Source organism: Aeromonas rivipollensis (assembly GCF_010974825.1).
GTDB lineage: Bacteria > Pseudomonadota > Gammaproteobacteria > Enterobacterales > Aeromonadaceae > Aeromonas > Aeromonas rivipollensis.
The window spans coordinates 1-25227 of record NZ_JAAILA010000015.1 but is presented as its reverse complement, the minus strand read 5'-3'; the positions used below and the strand labels follow the sequence as shown (position 1 = coordinate 25227).

General features: G+C 63.4%; 21 protein-coding genes. 13 read left to right on the top strand and 8 right to left on the bottom strand.

Features of this window, described 5'->3' with window-relative positions; translation table 11 throughout:
* Nucleotides 1-183: 183 nt before the first annotated feature.
* Together G4923_RS11425 and G4923_RS11420 are read left to right on the top strand one after the other, a co-directional pair.
* Nucleotides 184-1545: a UDP-glucose dehydrogenase family protein gene (locus tag G4923_RS11425; RefSeq protein WP_163137108.1), complete on the top strand. Its 1362-nt coding sequence runs from the start codon at nucleotides 184-186 to the stop codon at nucleotides 1543-1545.
* Nucleotides 1542-2540: an NAD-dependent epimerase gene (locus G4923_RS11420; protein WP_163137107.1), complete on the top strand. Its 999-nt coding sequence runs from the start codon at nucleotides 1542-1544 to the stop codon at nucleotides 2538-2540. The genes G4923_RS11425 and G4923_RS11420 overlap by 4 nt, the downstream gene beginning before the upstream one ends.
* A 60-nt stretch (nucleotides 2541-2600) precedes the next feature.
* Here G4923_RS11420 and G4923_RS11415 read toward each other — a convergent pair whose 3' ends face one another.
* The 3 genes from G4923_RS11415 to G4923_RS11405 all read right to left on the bottom strand — a co-directional run bounded on the left by G4923_RS11415 (nucleotide 2601) and on the right by G4923_RS11405 (nucleotide 5519).
* A complete protein-coding gene (locus G4923_RS11415) occupies nucleotides 2601-4289 on the bottom strand; it encodes an ArnT family glycosyltransferase (RefSeq protein ID WP_240455307.1) in 1689 nt (562 codons plus the stop codon).
* 86 nt (nucleotides 4290-4375) lie between these two features.
* Entirely contained in the window at nucleotides 4376-4741 is a 366-nt protein-coding gene (locus tag G4923_RS11410) for a lipid-A-disaccharide synthase N-terminal domain-containing protein (RefSeq protein ID WP_106885941.1), read from the bottom strand.
* A 37-nt stretch (nucleotides 4742-4778) separates the two neighbouring features.
* Nucleotides 4779-5519, bottom strand: coding sequence for a glycosyltransferase family 2 protein (locus G4923_RS11405; RefSeq protein ID WP_139745141.1), 741 nt, complete (start codon nucleotides 5517-5519; stop codon nucleotides 4779-4781).
* A gap of 359 nt (nucleotides 5520-5878) precedes the next feature.
* On the opposite strand from G4923_RS11405, the gene G4923_RS11400 reads away from it, so the two are divergent.
* The 4 genes from G4923_RS11400 (at nucleotide 5879) to G4923_RS11385 (ending at nucleotide 10794) form a co-directional block, all read left to right on the top strand.
* Nucleotides 5879-6721: a lytic transglycosylase domain-containing protein gene (locus tag G4923_RS11400; RefSeq protein WP_240455306.1), complete on the top strand. Its 843-nt coding sequence runs from the start codon at nucleotides 5879-5881 to the stop codon at nucleotides 6719-6721.
* A gap of 301 nt (nucleotides 6722-7022) precedes the next feature.
* Nucleotides 7023-8690, top strand: coding sequence for an energy-dependent translational throttle protein EttA (gene ettA / locus G4923_RS11395; RefSeq protein ID WP_106885939.1), 1668 nt, complete (start codon nucleotides 7023-7025; stop codon nucleotides 8688-8690).
* 162 nt (nucleotides 8691-8852) lie between these two features.
* Nucleotides 8853-9188: a hypothetical protein gene (locus G4923_RS11390; RefSeq protein ID WP_106885938.1), complete on the top strand. Its 336-nt coding sequence runs from the start codon at nucleotides 8853-8855 to the stop codon at nucleotides 9186-9188.
* 262 nt (nucleotides 9189-9450) lie between these two features.
* Complete coding sequence (locus G4923_RS11385) at nucleotides 9451-10794, top strand: NCS2 family permease (RefSeq protein ID WP_163137105.1); 1344 nt, start codon at nucleotides 9451-9453, stop codon at nucleotides 10792-10794.
* Nucleotides 10795-10862: 68 nt separating this feature from the next.
* On the opposite strand, the gene djlA is transcribed toward G4923_RS11385, so the two are convergent.
* The 3 genes from djlA to G4923_RS11370 are packed head-to-tail and all read right to left on the bottom strand — an operon-like array spanning nucleotide 10863 to nucleotide 13376.
* Complete coding sequence (djlA, locus tag G4923_RS11380; RefSeq protein WP_163137104.1) at nucleotides 10863-11681, bottom strand: co-chaperone DjlA; 819 nt, start codon at nucleotides 11679-11681, stop codon at nucleotides 10863-10865.
* Nucleotides 11682-11700: 19 nt separating this feature from the next.
* Complete coding sequence (gene murU, locus G4923_RS11375) at nucleotides 11701-12369, bottom strand: N-acetylmuramate alpha-1-phosphate uridylyltransferase MurU (protein ID WP_163137103.1); 669 nt, start codon at nucleotides 12367-12369, stop codon at nucleotides 11701-11703.
* Complete coding sequence (locus tag G4923_RS11370) at nucleotides 12366-13376, bottom strand: aminoglycoside phosphotransferase family protein (RefSeq protein ID WP_163137102.1); 1011 nt, start codon at nucleotides 13374-13376, stop codon at nucleotides 12366-12368. Before G4923_RS11370 ends, murU begins: the two co-directional genes overlap by 4 nt.
* Before the next feature lie 174 nt (nucleotides 13377-13550).
* On the opposite strand from G4923_RS11370, the gene lptD reads away from it, so the two are divergent.
* From lptD to G4923_RS11340, 6 genes are read left to right on the top strand one after another with little or no spacing between them, the layout of a single operon-like run.
* Nucleotides 13551-15983 (top strand): LPS assembly protein LptD, encoded by a 2433-nt coding sequence (lptD, locus tag G4923_RS11365; RefSeq protein ID WP_106885933.1) that lies wholly within the window; start codon nucleotides 13551-13553, stop codon nucleotides 15981-15983.
* A 30-nt stretch (nucleotides 15984-16013) separates the two neighbouring features.
* Nucleotides 16014-17306, top strand: coding sequence for a peptidylprolyl isomerase SurA (gene surA / locus G4923_RS11360; RefSeq protein WP_163137101.1), 1293 nt, complete (start codon nucleotides 16014-16016; stop codon nucleotides 17304-17306).
* 11 nt (nucleotides 17307-17317) lie between these two features.
* Nucleotides 17318-18313, top strand: a complete 996-nt coding sequence (pdxA, locus tag G4923_RS11355) for a 4-hydroxythreonine-4-phosphate dehydrogenase PdxA (RefSeq protein WP_163137100.1) — start codon at nucleotides 17318-17320, stop codon at nucleotides 18311-18313.
* The gene (gene rsmA / locus G4923_RS11350; protein WP_043130439.1) at nucleotides 18303-19130 is read left to right on the top strand and encodes a 16S rRNA (adenine(1518)-N(6)/adenine(1519)-N(6))-dimethyltransferase RsmA; all 828 of its coding nucleotides are present in this window, start codon (nucleotides 18303-18305) and stop codon (nucleotides 19128-19130) included. Before pdxA ends, rsmA begins: the two co-directional genes overlap by 11 nt.
* A 4-nt stretch (nucleotides 19131-19134) precedes the next feature.
* Nucleotides 19135-19497, top strand: a complete 363-nt coding sequence (apaG, locus tag G4923_RS11345; RefSeq protein WP_163137099.1) for a Co2+/Mg2+ efflux protein ApaG — start codon at nucleotides 19135-19137, stop codon at nucleotides 19495-19497.
* A 6-nt stretch (nucleotides 19498-19503) separates the two neighbouring features.
* Nucleotides 19504-20325 (top strand): symmetrical bis(5'-nucleosyl)-tetraphosphatase, encoded by an 822-nt coding sequence (locus tag G4923_RS11340; protein ID WP_163137098.1) that lies wholly within the window; start codon nucleotides 19504-19506, stop codon nucleotides 20323-20325.
* Nucleotides 20326-20428: 103 nt separating this feature from the next.
* Here the strand turns inward: G4923_RS11340 and G4923_RS11335 are convergent, their stop codons facing one another.
* Together G4923_RS11335 and G4923_RS11330 are read right to left on the bottom strand one after the other, a co-directional pair.
* Entirely contained in the window at nucleotides 20429-20914 is a 486-nt protein-coding gene (locus G4923_RS11335) for a 2TM domain-containing protein (protein ID WP_025328116.1), read from the bottom strand.
* Between the two features lie 171 nt (nucleotides 20915-21085).
* Nucleotides 21086-22075 carry a luciferase-like monooxygenase gene (locus G4923_RS11330; RefSeq protein ID WP_163137097.1) on the bottom strand — a complete coding sequence of 330 codons (990 nt, stop codon included), beginning with the start codon at nucleotides 22073-22075 and terminating at the stop codon, nucleotides 21086-21088.
* Nucleotides 22076-22306: 231 nt separating this feature from the next.
* Here G4923_RS11330 and G4923_RS11325 point away from each other — a divergent pair, with 231 nt between their 5' ends.
* Nucleotides 22307-25192 carry an HD domain-containing phosphohydrolase gene (locus G4923_RS11325; protein WP_111913712.1) on the top strand — a complete coding sequence of 962 codons (2886 nt, stop codon included), beginning with the start codon at nucleotides 22307-22309 and terminating at the stop codon, nucleotides 25190-25192.
* The last annotated feature ends 35 nt before the right edge of the window (nucleotides 25193-25227 follow it).

The window sequence follows — 25227 nt, the reverse complement described above, 5'->3', positions numbered from 1 at the left end:
ATGCGCCGAAATGGTGCGCGTCAGCGCCGCGTTACAACCATTGCACCAAAATATGTCACGACCTCCCCCTCTCAAGCTGAAGCCAGCCTGAAGCGCGCCTGAAAAACCCGGGCTATCTCGCTGCCAGCAGGCGGGAATCGTTCTAAAATGAACCCCTTGCCACAGGCTGCGGAGCGACAGCAGATGAGAGTCAGCGTATTCGGAATAGGTTATGTGGGGCTGGTTCAGGCCGCCGTGCTCGCCGAGATGGGCCACAGGGTAACCTGCGTGGACGTGGACGCCGCCAAGGTCGAGCGCCTCAAAGAGGGCATGATCCCCATCTTCGAGCCCGGTCTCGCCCCCCTGGTGCAGGCCAACCATCAGGCCGGTCGCCTGCACTTCACCACGGATGTGGCCGAGGGGGTGGCGTTCGCCGAGCTCATCTTCATCGCGGTCGGCACCCCGCCGGATGAAGACGGCTCGGCCGATCTGCAGCACGTGCTGGCGGTGGCCGGCACCATAGGGCGGCTGATGCAGGGCGGCAAGGTGGTGGTCAACAAGAGCACAGTGCCGGTCGGCACCGCCAACCGGGTGCACCAGCATATCGCCGCCATCCTGCGCGATCGCGGGGTCGACTTGCCCCTTGAGGTGGTCTCCAACCCGGAGTTTCTCAAGGAGGGGGCCGCGGTGGCCGACTGCCTGCGGCCGGATCGCATCATCATAGGCACAGACTCGGCCCACGCCCTCTCCCTGCTCGAAGAGCTCTATGCCCCCTTCAACCGCAATCGGGATCGCATCATACAGATGGACGCCCGCAGCGCCGAGCTGACCAAGTACGCCGCCAACGCCATGCTGGCCACCAAGATCTCCTTCATGAACGAGATGGCCACCCTGGCGGAGAAGCTCGGGGCCGACATCGAAGCCGTGCGCAAGGGCATAGGCGCCGACCCCCGCATCGGCCATCACTTCATCTATCCCGGCTGCGGCTATGGCGGCTCCTGCTTCCCCAAGGACGTCAAGGCGCTGATCCACACCGCGGGCGAGATTGGCTGTGATGCCCCTTTACTCCACGCGGTGGAGCGGGTCAACGACGGCCAGAAACACAAGCTCATGGCCCGCCTGCGGCAGCACTTCGGTGCCGATCTGACAGGGCGGACCTTCGCCCTCTGGGGGCTGGCCTTCAAGCCCAATACCGACGACATGCGCGAAGCCCCGAGCCGGGTGCTGATGGAGGCGATCTGGGCCGCCGGTGGCAAGGTGCAGGCGTTCGATCCCGAGGCCATGAGCGAGGCCCAGCGCCTCTATGGCCTGCGGGACGATCTGACCCTGTGTGGTACCCAGGAGGCCGCCCTCAAGGGGGCCGACGCCCTGCTCATCTGCACCGAGTGGCAGCAGTTCCGCGCACCGGACTTCGAGCTGGTGCGGCAGACCCTGAAGCAGGCCGTCATCATCGATGGCCGCAACCTCTATGACCCGGCCCGCCTGCGCCAGCGCGGCTTCACCTACTACGCCATAGGCCGGGGCGACAGCCTGGCCGCGGGGCTGCGCGAGGAGCAACAACAATGAAATATCTGGTCACCGGCGCCGCCGGCTTCATCGGCTTCCATGTGGCGCAGCGGCTCTGCCGCGACGGCCATCAGGTGGTTGGCCTGGACAACCTCAACGACTACTACGAGGTCAGCCTGAAGGAGGCGCGGCTGGCACTGCTGCTGCCACTGCCCGGTTTTCGCTTCGAGCGGATGGACCTCGCCGATCGCGCAACCATGGCGGCGCTCTTTGCCCGCGAGCGGTTCGATCGGGTGATCCACCTGGGGGCCCAGGCCGGGGTGCGCTATTCGCTGGACAACCCCTTCGCCTACGCCGACAGCAACCTCAACGGCACCCTCACCGTGCTGGAGGGGTGCCGCCATCACGGGGTGCAGCACCTGGTCTACGCCTCCTCCAGCTCGGTTTATGGCCTCAACGAGCAGATGCCGTTCAAGACCTCGGACGGGGTGGATCACCCCGTCTCCCTCTATGCCGCGAGCAAGAAGGCCAACGAATTGATGGCCCACTCCTACTCCCACCTCTATGGGCTGCCCACCACGGGCTTGCGCTTCTTCACCGTCTACGGCCCCTGGGGGCGACCGGACATGGCGCTGTTCAAGTTCGTGCGCGCCATCCTGAGCGGTGAGCCCATCGACATCTACAACCAGGGCCAGCTCAGCCGGGACTTCACCCATATCGACGACATAGTGGAGGGGGTGATCCGGGTCGCGGACAGGCCCCCGCAAGGCGACCCGACCTGGCAGGGGGCGGCCGACGCCAGCCCGGCCCCCTACCGCCTCTTCAACATCGGCCATGGCAGCCCGGTACGACTCATGGATTTCGTGGAGGCCATAGAGGCGGCGCTCGGCAAGCGAGCCATCCGAAACCTGTTGCCGATGCAGGCCGGGGACGTGCAGGCGACCTGGGCCGACACCCAGGCGCTGTTCGATGCCACCGGCTACAGAGCCGGAGTCGGGCTTGAGGAGGGGGTTGCCAGCTTCGTCGACTGGTACAGGGCCTACTACGGGGTCTGACCCCATAGCCCGAGATGAAAAGGGGCTGCCACTGGCAGCCCCTTTTGCCGGGTCCCGGCCTCAGGGACCCGGGGTATAGCGAAAGGGTTCTAACCTCGGAGTCAGCCCCTGGCATGCAGGCTTGAGGGCCTCAGCCCCCGCCAGCAGCCAGTCGGTGCGATGGCGGTTGCCGAGGTTTTCCATCTTCTCGGGCTCGAAACACAGCACCATCAGATCCGCGCTGCCCAGCACATGGCGCTTGGGCGCGGCCGCCACCCAGGCCGCCGCCTCGCGAGCCTGCTCCCCATCCCCCAGCAGGTAGGGGTAATGTTGCACGGGTTGCCGAGCGAACAGCAGGTGCTGTTCCTTGAAACCGGCAAGCAGCAGTTCCTCCCCCGCTGGCACCTTCTGGGCCGCCAGCGCCATCACCCCCTGCGGCGTGCGCATGTCGTTGAGGCGCACGCAGATCCAGCAGGAGTAGAGCAGCCAACCCACCGCCAGCGAACAGAGGATGGCGCTGAGCGGCGCCCGGCGCAGCAGCACATTGACCAGCAGCAGCGCCGCCCCCAGCACCAGCAGAGGCAGCCAGGGGGCCGGTCCCAGATCCCCCAACCGGTTCGCCAGCTTGTCGCTGACGGCCAGGGCACCGGCGCCACCCACGCAGACGATCCCCAGCAGCCAGCCGAGCCCCCCCAGCAGACGCCCGGGCCAGACCCGCGCCAGCAGTGTCCCCATGTAGGGAGCAGTCAGCAGGGCCAGTGCCGGCGTGCCCGGCGTGACATAGACGCCGCGTTTGCCCGGCGACAGGGAGAAGAAGAGCACCACCAGCACCAGATAACCGAGCAGCAATATGACGCGCTTGTCCTGGCCCTGGATCCCCTTGCGCCACGCCAGCACCAGCCAGGGCAGCAGCAGGGAGAGAGGCAGCCAGAACGGCGGGATCACCGAGCTGAGGTAGTACCAGAAGGGTTTGACGTGATGCCAGGCATTCGCATAGCGGGTCACCGTCTGGCGCAGCAGTATGTTGTCTCTATAGGCCTGCAGCACTGTGCCCCCGCTCTGGGCCACGGCGCTCAGCATGGGCACCAGCCACAGGCCGATGGCCAGCAGCATGAAGAGCGGCCCCGCCAGCGCCTTCAAACAGTCGGCAGGGGAGGCGACACGGATCCTGTCTCTGTGGGTCCAGACAGCCGGGATCAGGATCAGCAGGGCCAGCAGCCCCACCCCCTTGGTGATGATGCCGAGCCCGGCGGCAAACCAGCCGAGCCAGTACCAGCGCCAGCCTCCCCCGCAGAGCAGGAAGCGCATGAAACCGTAGACCCCTAGCGTGATGAAGAAGGTCACCAGAGCGTCGATCTGAGCCGTCTTCGCCTGCAGAGTGAACTGGACGGTGAACAGCAGCAGCAGCCCGGCCATGAAGCCTGTCGCCGGGTTCCACAGGCGGCGGCCCAGGTCCCACACCAACACTATGGTCAGCAGACCCGCCAGCAGGGAGGGCAGCAAAAACGCCACCTTGATGGAGCCGGTCAGCAAATACCCTATCGCTATGCCCCACATAAACAGGGGGGGCTTGTCCGGGTAGATCTCGCCGCCGCGCATGGGGAAGAGCCATTGGCCGCTCTCCACCATCTCCTTGGCGATCAGGGCGAAGCGCGGCTCGTCGGCGGGCCAGGGATCCCGCAGCCCGAGGCCGGCACCCAGCACTATCAGGGCGATCAGCAGCAGCCAGCCGAGGGAGCGCTGATTGAGCAGGAAGCGGTCATTTACCATGGCGGACCTCATTGATATCGACGAGCTTGCCACGTCTCCAGCCTTGGAGCGGGATGACCAGAGGAAAGCGGCTGATCAGGACATGCTCATTTGCCATGGTGGATCTCGTTGTCATCGACGAGCTTGTCCCGCTTCCAACCCCGGTGCTGGATATCCAGGTAGAGGCTGTAGAGGGCGGTGAAGGTGGGGAAGAGATTCTGCAGCACGCCGACGGAGTCCTGCTTGGGGGAGAAGACGAAATAGCTCAGAGTCATCAGGCTGCCGAGCACGCTCATGTACCAGAACATCCGGGGTATGACGGGTTTGCCGGCCCGCTTGGAGGCCAGGAACTGCACCAGCCAGCGGCCGCCGAACATCAGCGCCCCGGTGTAGCCGATGAGCTTCCAGCCGGTGACATGCAGGCCGGTCCAGTCGAACCAGGTCAGCTCCATGGAGAGCAGGGCATCGATCATATCAGCCACTCCAACGGCATCGAGAGCAGAGAGTCGATCACTCGAGTGTCTCCCTGACTTCGACCACCTTGGAGCGGCGTTGCAGCCAGCAGACACCGACCACGTCCACCAGCCCGACCCAGAGCCGGTTCCAGACCCCGTATTTGGAGACACCCGCCTGCCGTGGCCTGTGGTTGACCGGCCAGGGGGACATGCGCCCGCCCTGGGCCTGGATCAGAGCCGGAATGTAACGGTGCATATGGTTGAAACCGGGCAGGCGCAGATACCAGTCGCGCCTCACCACCTTGAGACCGCAGCCGGTATCCGGGATGCCGTCGCGCAGCAGCAGATCGCGAAAACCGTTGGCCAGCCTGGAGGAGAGTCGCTTGACCCAATCATCGCGGCGGTTGACCCGGTGTCCGATAAGTCCCACTTGCGCGGGATCCTGCGCGAAGCGGCGCTTGGCCTCCTCCAGCATGGCGGGAATGTCGGCCGGATCGTTCTGGCCGTCACCATCCAGCACCACCAGCCAGTCGCCGCGACCGTGGCGCACGCCACTGAGCACCGCCATGCTCTGACCGACGGCCCTGGCATGGCGGATCACGCGCAGCCCGGCATAACGCCTCTTCAGATCGCACAGGATGGCGTAGCTGTCATCCTCGCTGCCATCGTCCACATAGATCAGCTCGTAGCTGTATTTCCCCGCCAGCGCGGCATCTATCTCGCCGATGAGGGGGGCCAGATTGTCCCGCTCATCCTTGGCGGGCACCACGACAGAGACATCGATTGAATCAAGCATATGAAGTTCCCGACCATGACGAGGAACGCAGTCGCCTCGACCGCCTTCCTCATTAACATTCTCTCGACAAGCGGACTAACATCATGCAAATACAATGCGCTAGACAGCAAGTGCGGCAGTTTATTGCCCCAAAAGTAATAAATCTATCAATTTGAGTTGTGCCGCGATCAGAGGGCCAGGTCGCACAACCCCCAGGCTCCCCTTCACACTCACCAAGAGCGCCTTTTTTTCTCTGCCAAAAGTTCCAGACCGATTTCATCTCTGATGGCCTGACACATAACCAGATGTTCCATCCCCTGGCTGGCGTCCCCCCCATATCGGGCCTATATCTTGCGGATACGAAATTCGAGGTATCCATCATGCAGAGACTCTGCACCTGGGGCTGGGGAGTCCTGCTACTGCTTGCCACTTACACCCATGCCGACGCCTTTCGTCAGGCCCCCAAGGCGATGAGTGCCTTGCGCCAGGGCGCCGCCATGGAACAGAGCAACCCGCGGCGAGCCATAGCCCACTACTGCACCGCGGCCAGCATGGGTAACCCGGAGGCCTACTATCGCATCGGCCGCCTGCTGGCTCGCGGGCCCCAGGGGATCCGCAGCCCCCGCCACGCCAACGCCTACCTCGCCATGGCCATGCGCCTTGGCAATCAGCAAGCGGCTCGTTACTACAACGAGCGGGTGGGCAATGCCCCCCTGGGCACCTGCGGTATCGGCGGGGGCGGAGGAGGCGCACCCTGGGTACGCCCCAGCACCCCCTTCGATCAGGATAGCTATCTGGCCCGGCAATCCCTCACCAAACAGAAGCTGGCCGTCATGATCCGCCAGGCCGCCCACCGTCACCAGGTCGATCCCCAGCTGGCGCTCGCCATCGCCATCGCCGAGTCCAATCTCAACAGCACAGCCGTCTCCCCCAAGCAGGCACAAGGGGTCATGCAGCTCATTCCCGAGACCCAGGTGCGCTTCGGCGTGACCCGCCCCTTCGATGCCCAGCAGAACATCCGCGGCGCCATGATCTACCTGAAGTGGCTGGAGAAGCAGTTTGGCCCCGACTGGGTCAGGATCAGCGCCGCCTACAACGCCGGCGAACAGGCCGTGATCCGCCATGGCGGCGTACCGCCCTACCAGGAGACCCAGGAGTATGTGCAGCGGGTGCTCTACTACTCGGGGCAGGACCCGGCCAAGAGCACCAGGCAGCCCCGCTGACCCCACGGCTTTTCAAGGTCAGCTGATGAATCCTATCGAGCCAGAGTTAAGGAAGTCTTAAGCCAGCTCGACCCGGAACCTTGATCGACCACCTGCCAGATGCCTGCCTCTTTTCCTCCCTCTGCCGGAGGGGTTCCCTGCACCACATGCCCCCGGTTGTCCACTTTGCCGCCCTCTTCCCATTGGTTTACAATCGACGGGTTTTTTGGAACCGGGTCGGCCCCTGCCGACCAGGCCCCACCACGACGTCAGTTTGTTAATGCAAAGACATTAAGCTGCTGAAAAGGAAGAGAATTAGCCAATGGCTCAATTTATTTACACCATGAACAGGGTCGGCAAGGTAGTGCCGCCCAAGCGTCATATCCTCAAGAACATCTCCCTCTCCTTCTTCCCGGGTGCCAAGATCGGTGTGCTGGGTCTGAACGGCGCCGGTAAATCCACCCTGCTGCGCATCATGGCGGGAATAGACACCGAGATCGAAGGGGAAGCCCGTCCGCAACCCGGCATCAAGATCGGCTACCTGCCCCAGGAGCCGAAGCTGGATCCGGAGCAGACAGTCCGCGAGGCGGTGGAAGAGGCGGTCGGCGAGGTGAAACGCGCCATGGCTCGCCTGGATGAGGTCTATGCGGCCTATGCCGACCCGGATGCGGATTTTGACAAGCTGGCCCGCGAACAGGGCGAGCTGGAAGCCATCATAGCCGCCCAGGGTGGTCACAACATGGAGAACCAGCTGGAGCGCGCGGCCGACGCCCTGCGCCTGCCGGCCTGGGATGCCCAGATCAAGCACCTCTCCGGGGGTGAGCGCCGCCGGGTAGCCCTGTGCCGTCTGCTGCTGGAAAAGCCGGACATGCTGCTGCTGGACGAACCGACCAACCACCTGGATGCGGAATCCGTGGCCTGGCTGGAGCGCTTCCTGCACGACTACGAGGGCACAGTCGTCGCCATCACCCACGATCGCTACTTCCTCGACAACGTGGCGGGCTGGATCCTGGAGCTGGACCGCGGCGAGGGTATCCCCTGGGAAGGCAACTACTCCTCCTGGCTGGAGCAGAAGGACGCCCGTCTGGCTCAGGAAGCCAGCTCGGAAGCGGCCCGTCGCAAGTCCATCGAGAAGGAACTGGAGTGGGTGCGTCAGAACCCGAAAGGCCGTCAGGCCAAGTCCAAGGCCCGTATGGCTCGCTTCGAGGAGCTCAACACCAACGACTACCAGAAACGCAACGAGACCAACGAGCTGTTCATTCCGCCCGGACCCCGTCTCGGCGACAAGGTGGTCGAGGTGGCGAACCTCTGCAAGTCCTACGGTGACAGGCAGCTGATCGACGATCTCTCCTTCGCCATTCCGAAGGGGGCCATAGTCGGCATCATAGGTCCGAACGGCGCCGGTAAATCCACCCTGTTCCGCATGATGTCGGGCCAGGAGCAGCCGGACTCCGGCACCATCACCCTGGGTGATACCGTAGTGCTGGCCTCCGTGGATCAGTTCCGCGACAGCATGAACGACAAGAAGACGGTGTTCGAAGAGGTCGCCGACGGTCAGGACATACTGCGCATCGGCAACTACGAGTTCCCGAGCCGTGCCTACATTGGTCGCTTCAACTTCAAGGGCGCCGATCAGCAGAAGCGGGTAGGCGAGCTGTCCGGTGGCGAGCGCGGCCGTCTGCACCTGGCCAAGCTGTTGCAGACCGGCGGCAACGTGCTGCTGCTGGATGAACCGACCAACGATCTGGACATCGAAACCCTGCGCGCCCTCGAGAACGCCCTGCTGGAGTTCCCGGGTTGTGCCATGGTCATCTCCCACGATCGCTGGTTCCTCGACCGTATCGCCACCCACATCCTGGACTACCAGGACGAGGGCAAGATTGCCTTCTTCGAGGGCAACTTCACCGAATACGAAGAGTGGAAGAAGAAGACCTATGGTGCCGATGCCGTCCAACCGCACCGTGCCAAGTACAAACGCATTACCAAGTAATTGCGTCTGGCGATGGAGTGAGGCGGACCAACCGCACCGCTCCAGATAGACAAGCGCATCGCCCCATCGGGGTGATTGCAACGTCACAAGGGGAGCCCGGGCTCCCCTTTCTCTTGCCTTTTCGCTTACAATCTTCCCGCTTCCCCCTACCGGCACTCACCGATGACCCAGACCAGCGCCCCCCCGAAGAGACTCACCATCCAGATCCGGATCGAACCCGGCTGCCTGGGCCCGGATGGCAAGCGCCACATCGATACCTTCTGCGCTGCGGCCGGCCGGATCTTTGCCGCCATCGAACCCGAACGGGTGAGCTGGGTGCTGCTCCCGCGTCATGACAAGCAGTTGCCCGAACAGGAGTTTTTCATTGAGGGGCGCAAGCTGAGCGAAGAGCAGGCCAGCCTGCTGCTGCAGCGCATGGGGCTGACGCTCGCCACCTTGCAGGAGCACAGCGACGCCGTGCTGGCCCAGCTGGTGGAGCGCTACCTCAAGAGCCTCTGAGGGTCGCCATCGCGGCACAAGCCTCTATCGAACCTTGTTTTTACCTCTCGATGGGCAAACGTTTGAATTTTTACTCTATTCATTGATCCGCCTCGCAGATCCGGGGTTTGTAAACGTCGCGGCCTGTGTAAAAATGTGCGCGCTGTCACGGTATCAGGACGAGTCTGGTCACTCAGTCGCCAGCAACAGGGCCATTTACCCCGCATGGATGGGATTGGCCGCTCGCCTGCTGCTTATTTCACGTCACCCATTGGAATCCAACATGAATCAACAACACCAAGCTGCCAGCCAGGTCGCCGGGCAAGGATTGCTCGAGCGCCTGTTTGCCCTGAAAGGCCATGGCACTACGGCCCGCACCGAGGTCATCGCCGGCATCACCACCTTCCTGACCATGGTCTACATAGTGTTCGTCAACCCGCAGATCCTCTCTGCGGCGGGCATGGACACCCAGGCAGTGTTCGTCACTACCTGCCTCATCGCCGGCATCGGCAGCATTCTCATGGGGTTGCTGGCGAACCTGCCCATCGCCCTGGCCCCCGCCATGGGACTGAATGCCTTCTTCGCCTTCGTGGTGGTGGCTGGCATGGGCTACTCCTGGCAGATCGGCATGGGCACCATCTTCTGGGGTGCCCTAGGATTGCTGATCCTCACCCTGCTGCGGGTGCGCTACTGGCTGATTGCCAACATCCCGCTCACCCTGCGGGTCGGCATCACAGCCGGCATAGGCCTGCTCATCGCCCTGCTCGGCCTGCACAACGCCGGCATAGTGGTAGCGAGCCCCGCCACCATGGTGACAGTGGGCGACCTCACCTCACTGCCCTGCCTGCTGGGGCTGCTCGGCTTCTTCCTGATCTGCATCTTCTCCGCCCGCGGCGTGCACTCCGCCGTGCTGATCGCCATAGTGGTCACCACCACCCTGGGCTGGCTGTTCGGCGACGTGACTTTCAAGGGCTTCGTCTCTGTGCCGCCGAGCATCACCCCCGTCTTCGGTCAGCTGGACCTGATGGGGTCGCTGGACATCAGCCTCGCGGGGATCATCTTCTCCTTCATGCTGGTCAACCTGTTCGACTCTTCCGGCACCCTGATCGGCGTCACCAACCGCGCCAAGCTGGCGGATGACAAGGGCCACTTCCCGCGCATGAAGCAGGCGCTGCTGGTGGACAGCGTCAGCTCGGTCGGCGGCGCCTTTATGGGCACCTCCTCCGTGACGGCGTATATCGAGAGCAGCTCGGGCGTCGCCGTCGGCGGCCGTACCGGCCTGACCGCCATAGTGGTCGGCGTGCTGTTCCTGCTGGCGATCTTCTTCTCCCCGGTCGCCGCCATGGTGCCGGCGTACGCCGCTGCGGGGGCCCTCATCTACGTGGGCGTGCTGATGTGCTCCGAGCTGACCCGGGTCAAGTGGGAAGACCTGACCGAAGCGGTTCCGGCCTTCATGACAGCGGTGATGATGCCGTTCAGCTTCTCCATCACAGAAGGGATAGCCGTGGGCTTCATCTCCTACTGCGTGATGAAGGCGGGCACCGGCCGCTGGCGCGAGATCAACCCTTGCGTGCTGGTAGTGGCCCTGCTGTTCGTGCTCAAGTTCGTCTGGGTCGACAGCCACTAACCCCGGCTTGCGCAAACAAAAATGCCCGTCATCGACGGGCATTTTTTATGGCTGGCAAAGGGCCAGGTTCAACGGATGCCGCGGGCCTCGCGGATCCACTCCCAGGCCTGCTGGATCTCCTGGGTCTTCTCCTTGGCCATCTCCATCATCTCGGGCGGCAACCCCTTGGCGGCCAGCTTGTCCGGGTGATGCTTGCTCATCTCCTTGCGATAGGCGCGCTTGATCTCCTGATCGCTGTCGCTCTCGCTCACCCCCAGCAGCTGGTAGGCATCCTTGAGGCGATCCTGGGAGGGGGCCTCCTGCCGGTATTGCTGCCCTTGTCCACTCTGCTGCTGGCGGTGGAAGAAGTTCATCTGCGCCTCGGCCATCGCCAGGATCCGCCCTAGCTCTATACGGCTGAAGCCGAGCTCGTCCGCTATGGTCTGCAGGATGGCGCGCTCGTTGGCCTCCACCTTGCCATCGGCAAAGGCGGCCTGCAGCTGCACCTCGAGGAAGAAACGCAAGATGTCACGCTGCCCCAGACTGGCACGGCGGAATTCCGCCAGGGTTTCGCGCAGCGGGAAATCGCTCTCCTTGCCCTGGCGGAACGACTCCTGGGCCCGCACCCGCTGCTCGCCGGAGAGACGCATCCTGTCCATCAGGCTGGAGGCGACCCGGATCTCGTGCTCGGTGACCTGACCGCTCGCCTTGGCGATGTGGCCCATGACGGCGAAGGTGGCGTGGAAGAAGACCGCCTGCTGCTGCTGGCTGGGGGCACGCTGGAACGCCCCCCTAATGCCCATGCCCCGATCGAAGCGGTGGCCGATCCAGAGGCCAAGCAGGGCACCGAAGATGTTGCCGAGCAGAAAACCGAAGAAGGCGCCAAGCACCTTACCCCAAATACGCATGGTTCAAGACCTCGTGATGTTAATGAGTGCCGGCAAGCAGCTGGTCATCCAGCTCGCGCAGCCGATCGACGGTGCCTATGTCACGCCATTCGCCGGTCAGCAGGCTGCCACCGACCCGGCCTTGCGCCATCCAGTCGCGCAGCAGGGGTGCCAGCTTGCGGGCACCGCAAGGCAGGGAGACAAAAGCCGCCGGGTGATAGAGGCCGACGCCGCTGAAGGTCAGGGCCGGCGCATCCAGCACCCGGCCGCCTTGCAGGGAGAAATCCCCCTGAGGGTGCTGGGGTGGATTGGGCACCAGCCAGAGATGGGCCAGGTCATCCGCCAGCAACTGATTCACCAGAGCGCCATAATCCCCGTCAATCCAGGTATCGCCGTTGATCACCAGAAAGGGTTCTGGGCCCAGCAGGGGCAATGCCTGCACTATGCCGCCCGCGGTCTCGAGGGCGCTCTCCTCCGCCGACCACAGGATCTCGACCCCGAACTGGCGGCCATCGCCGAGCGCCTCCACCAGCTTGTGGCCGAGCCAGGCGTGGTTGATCACAAGCTGGGTCACCCCGGCCGCCTTGAGCTTCTCGATGTGGTGGACGATGAGGGGCTTGCCCCCCACCGCCAGCAGCGGCTTGGGCAGCAGGTCGGTGAGCGGGCGCATCCGCTCCCCACGACCCGCGGCCAGGATCATCGCCTTCATGAGGCCACCCCGGTGCGTGCCAGACCGGGCAGCACCACCCGCTGCAACCAGTCGCCGAAGCGAGCCAGCACCGGATGCTCGGCACCATGGGTGTGGCAGACATCCACCACATAGCCCAAGGTGCGGGGGATGTCCTTGAGGTAGCCAGACTTGCCGTCGCGATGGTAGAGACGGGTGAAGAGGCCGGCCGCCTTCAGGTGGCGCTGCATGCCGGTCAGGTCGGCGTGACGACGGAAGCTGGCATAATCGAGCCCGCCTAGCAGACCCGCCCGGCTCAGGGTGTCGAAGCCATGGCCCATGCCCTGCTCGATCACTTCATCGGGCCAACGCACGTAACAGTCTTTCAGCAGGGAGACCAGATCGTAGCTCAGCGGCCCCATGACCATGTCCTGGAAGTCGATGACGGCAAGCCGGCTGTCGTCCGGCGTATCGCCGCCACACACCATCAGATTGCGGCTGTGGAAGTCTCTGTGCATCACCCCCTGGGGCTGGGCCAGGTTGTTCTCTGTGAGGCAGGCGAACATCTCGTCCAGCAGTTGCTGTTCGGTCTCGTCGAGACTCAGGTTCAGGTGATGACCCAGCAGCCACTCGGGGAAGATGGCATTCTCGCGCGCCATGAAGGCCTCGTCGAAGGGCTCGAGCGCCAGCCCGACCGCTCCCAGCCGAGGCAGCAGCCCTATGGCCTTGCCATACCAGGCCAGCACGTTGCCATCGTTCAGGCAGCCGATAAGCTGGGTATCGCCAAGGTCACTGACCGCCAGCAGGCCCTGCTCGTAGTCCACCGCCCTGACCTCGGGAGCCAGCAGCCCCACGGCGTGCAGGGCGGCCGCATTGCGAACGAATTCATGATTTTTTTCGGTTTTCGGATTAGCATCCACCCACACCAGGCCACCACCACGGAAGTAGCGGCGGAAACTGGCGTCACCGGAGATCAGGGTCAACTGGAGGTTGGCATCACCGGTAATCCGGCGTGCCCATTGCAATAGCAGGGAAGTGCGATCGTGCATGAGTCGGGAACCAAATTGGAAAGCAGCACTTGGCTGTTAGCCCTGGCCGCAATAATGCTTTATCATTGCCGGCTAACATAAAGCAATGACATGCAATGTCAACTCGATGGATCCTGACATAAAATGCATGCCCTGAATCAACCGTTTTTACTACGGATTGCGCGAGCCCTTCACATGACAAAATGGACACTGGGGTCTTCTTATCCCATCGCCCTGACCATCAGCCTTGTTCCTGCCCTGAGTCCGCTCACGGTCCAGGCGGCGCCCCTCAACGCGCCACCGGCCACCGGGATCCTCAACAGCCTCTGCTATGACTATGTCCCCAAGGTCGAGAAGCCCAGCGCGAGTCAGGACGCCAATGCCCAGCCCGTCGAAGTGGATGCCGATCGCCTGGAGGCCAAGCAGGGCGGTACCGCCGTCTATGAAGGTGACGTCAAGGTGCGTCAGGGCGTGCGCAAATTTGACTCCGACTACGCCCAGCTGGATCAGAAGAGCCGGGATGTCATCGCCATCGGCAACATCTATTACAACGATGGCCAGATTACTGTCACCAGCGACAAGACCCTCAAATCCAACCTGGACACCAAGAACTCCGAGCTGGAAGAGGGCAAGTATCAGGTGCATGGGTCACCGGTGCGCGGCTTTGCCGAGAAAGTCACCATGACCAACAACAACCAGAACATCACCCTGGAGGGCGCCCAGTACACCACCTGCCCACCGGGTCAGGAAGCCTGGACCCTGAAAGCCGGCAGCATAGACATCGATCAGTCCGAGGTGTTCGGGGAAGCCTGGAACGCCAGCCTCTGGCTCTATGACTATCCGGTCTTCTATTTCCCCTATATCAACTTCCCCATCAAGGATGAGCGCAAGACGGGCCTGCTCTACCCGGGCTATACCCAAAGCTCCAAGAACGGCATGGACATCACCCAGCCGTTCTACTGGAACATAGCCCCCAACTACGACTCGACCATCACCTCCCGCTTCATGGACAGACGGGGCCTGATGGAGCAGGTCGAGTTCCGCTACATGCCGGATCCGGCCCACGTGGGCAGTTTCTATTTCGAAAACCTGGCGGATGACAAGCAGTACGACGAGACGGACAGCCTCAACGACTACCTGTCCGACGGGCATCGCTATCTGCTCAACGCCCGCCACACCTCCATGTTCATGGACAACGCCCTGCGAGTGTCGGTGGACTACACCAAGGTGCGGGATCGGGACTACAACTACTTCAACGACTTCTCCCCCAGCGTGGGCACCCAGGTCGACAACCAGTTGCAGCAGTCCCTCACGGCCGGCTACTTCCAGCAGAACTGGAACCTCAATGCCGAGGTGCGCACCTACCAAATTCTGCTGGCCAGCGCCCAGCAGCCCCACGAGCTGATGCCGCGCATCAACCACAACTACTACCAGCAGGGCAGCTGGTACGATCTGGCCTGGAGCACAGAGCTGACCAACTTTGGCTACAACAACGACCAGGCAGTCCAGCAGAACCAGGGAGAGGCCTATACCGGCACCCGTGTCTACACGGCGCCCACCCTGACCATACCGCTCATCGACGAAGCCGGCTACTTCCTCGACAGCCAGTACAAGCTGATGTACACCCGTTACGATCAGACGGTGCCGGATGACATGAGCAGCACCTTCACCAACAGGTTCACTCCGCAAGGTGGGGGGGATGTCACCCTGGAAGAGGGCATCATCACCCGGGTTCTGCCCTCGTTTCGCCTCAAGGGCGGCATGACCTTCGAGCGCAACCAGCAATGGTTCGGCGAAGGGGCCAGCCAGACCCTGGAGCCTGAGTTCCAGTACCTCTATGTGCCCTACAAGGATCAGGACAACATAGGTGTCTACGACTCCACCACCATGCGCCAGGACTACTACAGCCTGTTCAGCGACCGTCGCTTCGCCGGCCTGGATCGCATCAGCGACTCCAACCGGCTCTCGGTCGGCGTCACCACCCGCATCTATGATCCGGCCGGCGATGAACGAATTCGGCTGGCCGTTGCCCAAGCCTTCGACTTCGTGGCCCCCAGGGTCAAGCTCTACTCCAGCGACGCGCTGAGCACCAATACCCGCTCCCCGCTCTCGTTCGAGGGGGACGCCAAGATCAACGAACAGTGGTATGCCCATGCGGGGGCGCAATATGACCTGGAGCAGCGTCAGATAAGCTCCTCCAACAGCGCCCTGGAGTACCGCCACGAGAAGCTGATCAGCCAGTTGAGCCACCGCTTCGTGCGGGACGCCAACTACGACCTGGATCGCAAGGGCGAGGTGACGGATCTCAACCAGATCGGCCTGCTGTTGACCACACCGCTCAACGATCAGTGGCACCTCTATGGCGGCTACTATCAGGAGCTCGACCAGAACGTCAAAGTTGACCGCAAGGTGGGTCTGAAATATGACTCCTGCTGCTGGAGCATCAACTTCAACCTGGAGTGGGTCAATACGCCGGACAACGTGAACCTGGCCCCGACGTCCGAGCGCAGCCTCGGCATTCAATTTGAAATGAAAGGATTGGGTAGCGTGGGTACCGGCTCCAAGGGCACCTCCCTTGACACCGAAGCACTGCCTTACATTCGTCCGTTTAACCTGCGAGACCAATAACGGGTCTGGCAAACGCCTTGAGAGATGGATATGAAGAAGACGTTGATTTCCCTGCTGACCGCAGGCCTGTTTGGAGTCATGAGCCAGGGCGCCCTCGCCGCTCCCGAGCTGGTGGACAAGGTGCTTGCCGTGGTCAACAAGGACGTGGTGCTGGCCAGTCAGCAGGAAGCCCTGGTGCAGAAGGTGAAGGCCTCCGCCCAGGAGAGCGGCCAATCCCTGCCCGATGACGTCACCCTGCGCAAGCAGGCGCTGGATCGTCTGATCCAGGAGAGCCTGCAGCTGCAACTGGCGGATCGCCAGGGGCTCAAGATCAGTGACACCCAGCTGGAGCAGGCCATCCAGAGCATAGCCGCCGACAACAAGATGAACCTGGAGCAGCTCCGTGCCCAGCTCGAGCGGGAAGGGCTGACCTATGCCCAGTACCGGGAAGAGGTGCGCCGCGAGATCCTGATGAACGAGGTGCGCCGCAGCCAGGTTCGTCGCCGCATCAACATCTCCGAGCAGGAGGTGAAGCAGGTGGTCGAGGCGCTGAGCAAGCAGGGTCAGCAACAGACCGAATACCACGTCGGCCACATCCAGGTTGCCCTGCCTGACAACCCGAGCGCCGAGCAGCTCAACGCCGCCAAGGCCAAGATAGAGCGCATCCTTGCCGCCCTGAAGGAAGGGGCAGATTTCCGCAAGCTGGCCATCGCAGAGAGTAACGGTCCCAAGGCCCTGGAAGGGGGTGACTGGGGCTGGATGAGCCCGCAGGAGATGCCCACCCTGATGTCAGAGGCGGTACAGGGCGCCAGCAAGGGTGACATAGTCGGGCCGCTGCGCTCGGGCGCCGGTCTGCACATCGTCAAGATCTTCGACACCAAGGGTCAGCAGCAAGTGATGCAGACCGAGGTGAAGGCCCGCCACATCCTGATCAAGCCCTCCATCATACTGAGCGAAGATAAGGCCAAGGGGACCCTGGACGGCATTCTGCACGACATCAAGAGCGGCAAGGCCAGTTTCGCCAGCATGGCGGAGAAGTACTCCGAAGACCCGGGCTCTGCGGTGCAGGGTGGCGAACTGGGCTGGTCCGATCCCGGCGTCTATGTGCCTGAGTTCCGCGACATGGTCAACCGCCTGCAACCGGGCCAGATCAGCGAGCCCTTCCGCACCAGCCACGGCTGGCACATAGTGCAGCTGGAAGATCGCCGCAGCCAGGATGCCACCGGCAAGGCCCAGGAGCAGCGCGCCTATCAGCTCATCTTCAACCGCCGCTTCACCGAAGAGTCCCAGGCCTGGCTGGATGAGCTGCGCGACGAAGCCTACATCCAGATTGAACCCAATTAATGGGCGAGCAGATGAACAGCCATCGTCTTGCCATCACCCCGGGTGAGCCCGCCGGCATAGGCCCGGACCTGGTGCTGCAGATAGCCCAGCGGGACTGGCCGCACCAGCTGGTGGTGATCGCCGACCCGGCGCTGCTGCGCGAGCGCGCCGCCCTGCTGGGGCTGCCCATAGAGCTGGAACCCTATGATGCCGCTGCCCCCGTGAGGGGTCAGCGGGCGGGAACCCTGACGGTGTGTCCCATCCCTCTCGGCGCCCCCGTGGTGCCGGGCGAGCTCGACGAGGGCAATGGCGCCTATGTGCTGGCCACCCTCCAGCGTGCCTGCGACGGCAACCTCAGCGGCGAATTCGCCGCCGTGGTGACAGGTCCGGTGCACAAGGGGATCATCAATCAGGCGGGCGTCTCGTTCAGCGGCCACACCGAATTCTTCGCCCAGCAGTCAGACACCGCCGACGTGGTGATGCTGCTGGCCACCGAAGGGCTGCGGGTAGCGCTGGCGACGACCCACATTCCGCTGGCCTACGTGGCCATGGCCATCACCCAGGAGCGCCTTGCCAAGGTGATCCGCATCCTGGATGCGGATCTCAAGGGCAAGTTCGGCATAGCACACCCCAAAATTTATGTCTGCGGCCTCAACCCCCATGCCGGGGAAGGGGGCCATCTCGGCCGTGAAGAGATCGACGTGATCGAACCCGCCCTGGCCAGTCTGCGCCAGGAAGGGATAGATCTGGTCGGCCCCTTGCCGGCCGATACCCTGTTCCAGGAGAAATACCTCAAGGATGCGGATGCGGTACTCGCCATGTACCACGACCAGGGGCTGCCGGTGCTCAAATACAAGGGCTTTGGCAACTCGGTCAACATCACCCTCGGACTTCCTTTCATCCGTACTTCGGTGGATCACGGCACAGCGCTGGATCTGGCAGGCAAGGGCCTGGCAGACTCGGGCAGCCTGATCACCGCGATTAACCACGCCATCCAGATGGTAGAGAAAAAAAGATATGAGCAGTAAGGTGCAGAGCAACAAGGTGCACATGGGCCACACGGCCCGTAAGCGTTTCGGTCAGAACTTCTTGCACGACCGTTATGTGATCGATCAGATAGTCGCCGCCATCAACCCGCAGCCGGGTCAGAACCTGGTGGAAATCGGCCCGGGTCTGGCGGCACTGACCGAACCGGTCGCCTCCCAGATGGACAAGATGACTGTGGTCGAGCTTGACCGGGATCTGGCGGCTCGCCTGCGCGAGCACCCGACCCTCAAGGACAAGCTGACGGTGATCGAGGCCGACGCCATGCGCTTCGACTTCGGCACCCTGATGGGGGAAGGCAAACCGCCCCTGCGCATCTTCGGCAACCTGCCCTACAACATCTCCACCCCGCTTATCTTCCACCTGTGCGAGTTCGCCGACCGGGTGGAGGACATGCACTTCATGCTGCAAAAGGAAGTGGTATTGCGGATGTGCGCAGGCCCGGGCAGCAAGGCCTATGGCCGCCTGAGCGTCATGGTCCAGTACTACTGCCAGGTGATCCCTGTGCTGGAAGTGGGCCCGGGAGCATTCAAGCCGGCCCCCAAGGTGGACTCCGCCGTGGTGCGACTGGTGCCACACAAGAACCCGACCATAGTCGCGAAGGATCTGCGCTGCCTGAGCCGCGTCTGCACCGAGGGCTTCGGCCAGCGTCGCAAGACCATCCGCAACAGCTTCTCCAACTTCATCACCGACGCTCAGCTGACCGAGCTTGGCATAGATGGCAACCTGCGCCCGGAGAACCTCTCCCTCGAGCAGTTCGTCATGATAGCCAACTGGCTGGCCGATCAGCAGCAGGCCTGATCCCATGGCATCCCCCCGGATAGTGGTTCGCCCGCACCCCAGCTATGTGGCTGGCACCGAGGATCCTTACCATTTTCTCTATCTCATCGAGATAGAGAATCTGGGGCCGGGCAAGGTGCAACTGCTGCACCGGCGCTGGCTCATCACCGACGCCAATGGCAAGATGCTGGAAGTGGAAGGTCCAGGGGTCGTGGGCGAGCAGCCCTTCATCGCCCCCGGCGAGACCTTCAGCTATCAGAGTGGCGTACCGCTGGCCACCCCCTTCGGCGTGATGGAAGGCAGTTACACCCTGCAAGACGAATCGGGGCAGCAGTTTGAGGCCCCCATAGCCCCTTTCACACTGGCCATTCCCAACATTATCAACTGAGGTTTCATGGCGAATTGTTTCGTCGGTGATATCCAGGGCTGCTACGACGATCTGCGCCGTCTGCTGGATCTTGCCGAATTCGACCCCGACAACGACACCCTCTGGCTGTGCGGCGACCTGGTCGCCCGCGGACCGGACTCTCTCAACACCCTGCGCTTCGTCAAGTCACTGGGAAGCCGCGCCGTGACCGTGCTCGGCAACCACGATCTGCACCTGCTGGCGGTGGCTCATGGGGTCGCCCCCCTCAAGAAGAAAGACAAGCTGCAGGCCCTGATGGAGGCCCCGGATCGGGACGAGCTGCTGGAGTGGCTGCGCCACCGTCCCCTGCTGGCGGAGCACCCGGACCTACCCATCATGATGGTCCATGCCGGTCTCTCTCCGGCCTGGGATGCCCACACGGCACGCAGCTGCGCCCGCGAGGTGGAGACGCTGCTACGCGGCGATCAGTACAGCTGGCTGCTGCACAACATGTATGGCGATCAGCCCGATACCTGGGACGAAAATCTGCTGGGGATAGAGCGCTACCGCTACATCATCAACACCTTCACCCGGATGCGCTTCTGCTACTTCGATGGCCGACTCGACTTCAAGTGCAAGAAGGGACCCACGGAGTCCACCCCTGGCCTGCGCCCCTGGTTCGAGCAGCGGGAGCACCACGTGGACGATCCCATACTGGTGTTCGGCCACTGGGCGGCGCTGATGGGCGCCACCGGCAAGGACGACATCAAGGGGCTGGATACCGGCTGCGTCTGGGGCAACAGCCTCACCCTCTGGCGCTACGAAGACGATGCCCTGATAGCGACCCCCTGCCCCGCTTACGCCAAATAAGCCGTCGGTGCAGCCGCCCAGCCAACACCGAGTTAGGCGATAGACGGACAATAAAACGGGCCCGGCATTGCCGGGCCCGTTCCTTATGGGGTGAGGTAGCGGCTTACAGCTTGCGCCCCAGCCGTTTCTCGACCTGGCGCCGCTCCCAGTCGGGCCCGAACAGCTTGAACGGCTGGAACAGGTTGATGGCGTGGGACATCAGGCCCAGCCCCCAGCCCAGCATGGGCCACCAGGCCCAGATATAGTCCGGGTTGCTCAGGTAGTTGATGACAAACAGCCCCCCTATCACCAGCACATAGCTGATGAGGTGGCCATAGAAGCCTTTGAGCCCCTCGACGAACTTCATCGCCTCCCGCTCATCCCTGGCCACATGCACTGTCCCCTGACTATCTGTCTCGTTCCCTTTCATCTCGCTCTCCTGCAGTTGAGTCACATCTAGCTCAAAGACGGAGGCCAGGGCCTTGAGGGATTCCAGTCCAGGTTGCTGGCCCTGCTCGATCCGCTGTATGGTGCGGACACTCAAGCCAGTCAGGGTCGCCAACTGATCCTGGGACCAACCCCGTTGCAATCTCAACTTCCTGACGATCATCTCGAACTCCTTGTGGTGACTGACAGGGCCAGCATAGGGCCGGTGAGGCCAGAGGTGACACGACAGAGGGCCGACATCCATCTGACTATTCTTTAAAATCAATCAGTTGTAACTAGCTGTTGGATTGGTACCTATGCCCGGGCGCACAGACAAGCGCGCCCGGTCAGGCCTTCACAGGCTCCGCATCAGCTCGGCGGCGATCTCGAAGGAGCGCAACCTGGCCTGATGATCGACGATGGGACCGTTGAACATCAGCTCGTCGGCCCCGGTTTCGGCCAGCAAGGCCTTGAGGCCGTGACGCACCTGCTCCGGATCCCCCACCAGGGAACGAGCCAGGGTCTGCTCCATCGCCATCAGCTCCCGGGGCGACCACTCCTCTCCCAGGCTCTGCACCGGCAGCGGCAGCTTGCCCGCATCCCCCCGATAGAGACGCAGGAACTGCTGCTGGAGCGTGGTGAACAGGAAGCGGGCCTCCCGGGTTGTGTCGGCGGCGATCACATTGATGCAGACCACCGCATAAGGCTTGGGCCAGCGCGCGGAAGGGCGGAACTGGGTACGGTAGATCTCGAGTGCCTGCAACAGCAGGCCGGGGGCAAAGTGGGAGGCAAAGCCGAATGGCAACCCCATGGCGGCCGCCAGCTGGGCACTGTAGAGGCTGGAACCCAACAGCCAGATCGGCACGTGCAGCCCCTGACCGGGCACCGCCTGCACGGCGCCGACCTCGTCACCGAAGTAGCCCATCAGCTCGCGCACGTCCGCCGGAAAGTCATCCACCTCGCCGCTGCGCTGGCGGCGCAGCGCCTGCATGGTGCGCTGATCCGTGCCGGGCGCGCGACCGAGGCCGAGATCGATGCGATCCGGATAGAGAGAGGCCAGCGTGCCGAACTGCTCGGCGATAACCAGAGGGGAGTGGTTCGGCAGCATGATGCCACCGGCCCCCAGCCGCAGTGTGCTGGTGGCACCGGCCAGATGGCCGATGAGCACCGAGGTAGCGGCACTGGCGATCCCCGGCATGTTGTGGTGCTCCGCCAGCCAGTAGCGGTGGTAGCCCCAGCGCTCGGCATGGCGGGCCAGATCCTGCGAATGACGAAACGACTCGGCCGGCTGGCTTCCTTCGGGGACGGGCACCAGATCCAGGACGGAATAGGGGATGGCAGACATGGGACACTCCATTGATTCACAGGCGATTCACCAGTGGAGCAATGTAGCACGAGATATCTGAATGAATCACCTGACCAGGCTGTCGGGACCCGCGCCATGCAGCTCGCGGCAAGGGGAACGCCGGAAGATAACGGTTCCTCTTCTGGCCCCACCTCCTATGCTTTTTGTCATCTTGCGAGCACACTGTTGGCAGATCATCGCGGGAAGCGCCCCTAGGACAAGGATAGGTCCATGACAAAAGCAAGCCTCGGCAGCAAGCCCTTTTACGTGCACATTGCCACCCTCTTCATACTGCTGTTCTCCGTGCTGGGGGGCGCCCTCATCATGCTGCAGTTCCAGCAGGGCCTGCAGCAGGGGCTGGAGCACGAACGGCAAAACTTCCAGCAGTACAGGGAACAGCTGGCGCTCGCCATCAAGCTGAACCAGCGCCCGGCCCGCATGTCCCTGAGCCTGCTGCGCAGTGGCCAGCTGGCCGCCATGACCAGCCTGGAGTCCCGCCTCGGCTACCTGCCCCAGCTGGCCGAGGTGCTGGCCAACAGCGCCAGCTATGGCGCCATCTATGCCGGTTACGAGAACGGCGACTTCTTCCTGGTACGCAAGCTGACCGAGCGGGCCAGGGGGGTGCTGGACAACCCCCCTCCCGGAAGCCACCTGCTGGTGCAGAGTCTGACTGAGGGCCGGGGAGAGTTTCTCTATTTCAACCAGCGCCTGCGGCTGCTGGAGCGGCGGCCCATGCCGGACTACCAGTTCGATCCCCGCGATCGCGGCTGGTACAAGGAGGCCCGCTGGGGCACGGGCATCATAGTGACCCACCCCTATCTCTTCTTCACCACCAAGGAGCCGGGCATGACGCTGGCGGTGGAGAGCGACGATCGCCGGGCGGTGATAGGGCTGGATGCCGGCGTGGAGGGGCTCTCCTCCCTCATCGGCGAGCTGCCCCTGCCGAGCCACTGCCAGCTGGTGCTGTTCGACGAGTTCGGTACCCTGCTGGCGACGGATCCCAAGCGGCTGCCCAGCTTCGAACAGCTGAGTCGCCTGCCCATGCTGTCGGCGCTCAAGCACCCCATACTGGCCAAGCTGCAGCAGGAGATGGCATCCAGGCCCACCCTGCTGCACGCGCCGACCGAGCTGACCCTGGCCGCCGAGGATGGCAGCGACTGGCTGGTCAACCTCTCCTCCCTCGACGAGGGTTCCCCCTTCTACCTGGCCCTGCTGGTACCGGCGGACGAGCTCACCGCGCCGGCCCGCCACGATGCCCTGCGCAACCTGGCCTGGGCCCTGGCCGGTCTACTGCTGCTGCTACCCGTCATCTGGCTGGTGGCGAGGCGCACCGCCGCCCCCTTGCTGGCACTGACGCAAGAGGCCGAGCGGATCCAGCACTTCGACTTCGGCGAGAGCGAGCGGCCAGACTCGGCGATCCGCGAGATAGACGATCTCGCCCGCGCCATGTCCAGCATGCGGTTGACCCTGGGCAACTTCATGAGCATGGGTCTGGCGCTGGCGGCGGAGCACCGCTTCGATTCCCTGCTCAGCCGCATACTGCACGAGACGGTGGCGGCGGCCCAGGCGGAGGGCGGCTGCCTCTATCTGGCCCAGGACAAGCAGATGAAGGCGGTTCAGGCCATCTGGCAACGGCAGCCCCTGGATTGTGAGCGGGTGCACTGGCAGGAGTCCCTGCTCGGCGGCCTCTATCATTCCGAGCGGCTCAGCCTGCCCCTCGATGCCGAACAGTGGTCGCACTACCTCGTCGACTGGGGCCCCTTCCCCGGCCCCCGCCAGCTGCTGGCCGAACCCCTCTACAACCACCGCCAGGAGTTGATCGGCTGCCTGTTGCTGATCCTGCCGGACTGCGCACCACGGGAGCTGGCGTCACGCATCAGTCTCATCGAGGCGCTGGCGGGCATGTCCGCCTCCGCCATCGAGAATCAGCGCCTGCTGGAGGAGCAAAAGCAGTTGCTGGAGGCCTTCATCGAGCTCATCGCCGGCGCCATCGACGCCAAGAGCCCCTACACCGGAGGCCACTGCCAGCGCGTGCCCGAGCTGACCCGCATGCTGACGGAGGCGGCCTGCGCCCAGCATCAGGGCCCCTTTGGCGACTTCACCCTCAACGACGAGGAGTGGGAAGCCATCCATATCGCGAGCTGGCTGCACGACTGCGGCAAGGTCACCACACCTGAGTTCGTGGTGGACAAGGCCACCAAGCTGGAGACCATCTACGACAGGATCCACGAGATCCGCACCCGCTTCGAGGTGCTCAAGCGCGACGCCCATATAGAGGCGCTGGCGGCCCGATTACCGGCCCCCGAGCAACAGGCAGCCCTCGAGGCCGTAACCCCGCTCTGGCAGATGCTGGATCAGGAATTCGCCTTCGTCGCCGAGTGCAATCTGGGGGGCGAGTGGATGGCACCGGAAAAACTGGCACGGCTCGATGCCATCGCCAGCCGCACCTGGCTGCGAACCCTGGATGATCGCCTCGGCGTCAGCCCGGAGGAGCTCAGACGCCATCCCGGGGAGGCGGCTCCGCTGCCCTGCCGCGAGCCGCTGCTGGCCGACAAGCCGGTCCACCTCATTCCCCGCCCCGCCCACGACAACCTGGCCAGGCACAATCCCTGGGGCTTCAAGGTCAGGGTCCCCACCCATCTCTACAACCGGGGGGAGCATTACAACCTCGCCATCGTTCGTGGCACCCTCACCGAGGAGGAGCGCTACAAGATCAACGATCACATCATCCAGACCATCCGCATGCTGGAGCGGCTCCCCTTCCCCCGTCACCTGCGCAAGGTGCCGGAGATAGCGGGGGGCCATCACGAGCGGATGGATGGCACCGGCTACCCGCGCCAGCTGCTGGGTGAACAGATGAGCATTCCCGCCCGCATCATGGCCATCGCCGACATCTTCGAGGCCCTGACCGCAAGCGATCGCCCCTACAAGTCGGGCAAGACGGTCTCCCAGTCGCTGACCATAATGCTGCGCATGGTGCAGGAGCGGCACATAGATGGGGCGCTCTTCGAGCTCTTCGTCGACAGCGGTGTCTGGCGGGACTATGCCCTGCGCTTCCTCGCCCCCGAGCAACTGGACGAGGCAGCCTGTCAGGCCCTGCTGGCGGAGCCGCGCTAGCCGCTATTCCCGAGCGCCCATAAAAAAAGGCGCTG

Bases quoted from the DNA above. Each gene is read 5' to 3' on its own strand.
- G4923_RS11425 (WP_163137108.1), top strand. From the start codon at position 184: ATGAGAGTCAGCGTATTCGGAATAGGTTATGTGGGGCTGGTTCAGGCC.
- G4923_RS11420 (WP_163137107.1), top strand. From the start codon at position 1,542: ATGAAATATCTGGTCACCGGCGCCGCCGGCTTCATCGGCTTCCATGTG.
- G4923_RS11415 (WP_240455307.1), bottom strand. From the start codon at position 4,289: ATGGTAAATGACCGCTTCCTGCTCAATCAGCGCTCCCTCGGCTGGCTG.
- G4923_RS11410 (WP_106885941.1), bottom strand. From the start codon at position 4,741: ATGATCGATGCCCTGCTCTCCATGGAGCTGACCTGGTTCGACTGGACC.
- G4923_RS11405 (WP_139745141.1), bottom strand. From the start codon at position 5,519: ATGCTTGATTCAATCGATGTCTCTGTCGTGGTGCCCGCCAAGGATGAG.
- G4923_RS11400 (WP_240455306.1), top strand. From the start codon at position 5,879: ATGCAGAGACTCTGCACCTGGGGCTGGGGAGTCCTGCTACTGCTTGCC.
- ettA (WP_106885939.1), top strand. From the start codon at position 7,023: ATGGCTCAATTTATTTACACCATGAACAGGGTCGGCAAGGTAGTGCCG.
- G4923_RS11390 (WP_106885938.1), top strand. From the start codon at position 8,853: ATGACCCAGACCAGCGCCCCCCCGAAGAGACTCACCATCCAGATCCGG.
- G4923_RS11385 (WP_163137105.1), top strand. From the start codon at position 9,451: ATGAATCAACAACACCAAGCTGCCAGCCAGGTCGCCGGGCAAGGATTG.
- djlA (WP_163137104.1), bottom strand. From the start codon at position 11,681: ATGCGTATTTGGGGTAAGGTGCTTGGCGCCTTCTTCGGTTTTCTGCTC.
- murU (WP_163137103.1), bottom strand. From the start codon at position 12,369: ATGAAGGCGATGATCCTGGCCGCGGGTCGTGGGGAGCGGATGCGCCCG.
- G4923_RS11370 (WP_163137102.1), bottom strand. From the start codon at position 13,376: ATGCACGATCGCACTTCCCTGCTATTGCAATGGGCACGCCGGATTACC.
- lptD (WP_106885933.1), top strand. From the start codon at position 13,551: ATGACAAAATGGACACTGGGGTCTTCTTATCCCATCGCCCTGACCATC.
- surA (WP_163137101.1), top strand. From the start codon at position 16,014: ATGAAGAAGACGTTGATTTCCCTGCTGACCGCAGGCCTGTTTGGAGTC.
- pdxA (WP_163137100.1), top strand. From the start codon at position 17,318: ATGAACAGCCATCGTCTTGCCATCACCCCGGGTGAGCCCGCCGGCATA.
- rsmA (WP_043130439.1), top strand. From the start codon at position 18,303: ATGAGCAGTAAGGTGCAGAGCAACAAGGTGCACATGGGCCACACGGCC.
- apaG (WP_163137099.1), top strand. From the start codon at position 19,135: ATGGCATCCCCCCGGATAGTGGTTCGCCCGCACCCCAGCTATGTGGCT.
- G4923_RS11340 (WP_163137098.1), top strand. From the start codon at position 19,504: ATGGCGAATTGTTTCGTCGGTGATATCCAGGGCTGCTACGACGATCTG.
- G4923_RS11335 (WP_025328116.1), bottom strand. From the start codon at position 20,914: ATGATCGTCAGGAAGTTGAGATTGCAACGGGGTTGGTCCCAGGATCAG.
- G4923_RS11330 (WP_163137097.1), bottom strand. From the start codon at position 22,075: ATGTCTGCCATCCCCTATTCCGTCCTGGATCTGGTGCCCGTCCCCGAA.
- G4923_RS11325 (WP_111913712.1), top strand. From the start codon at position 22,307: ATGACAAAAGCAAGCCTCGGCAGCAAGCCCTTTTACGTGCACATTGCC.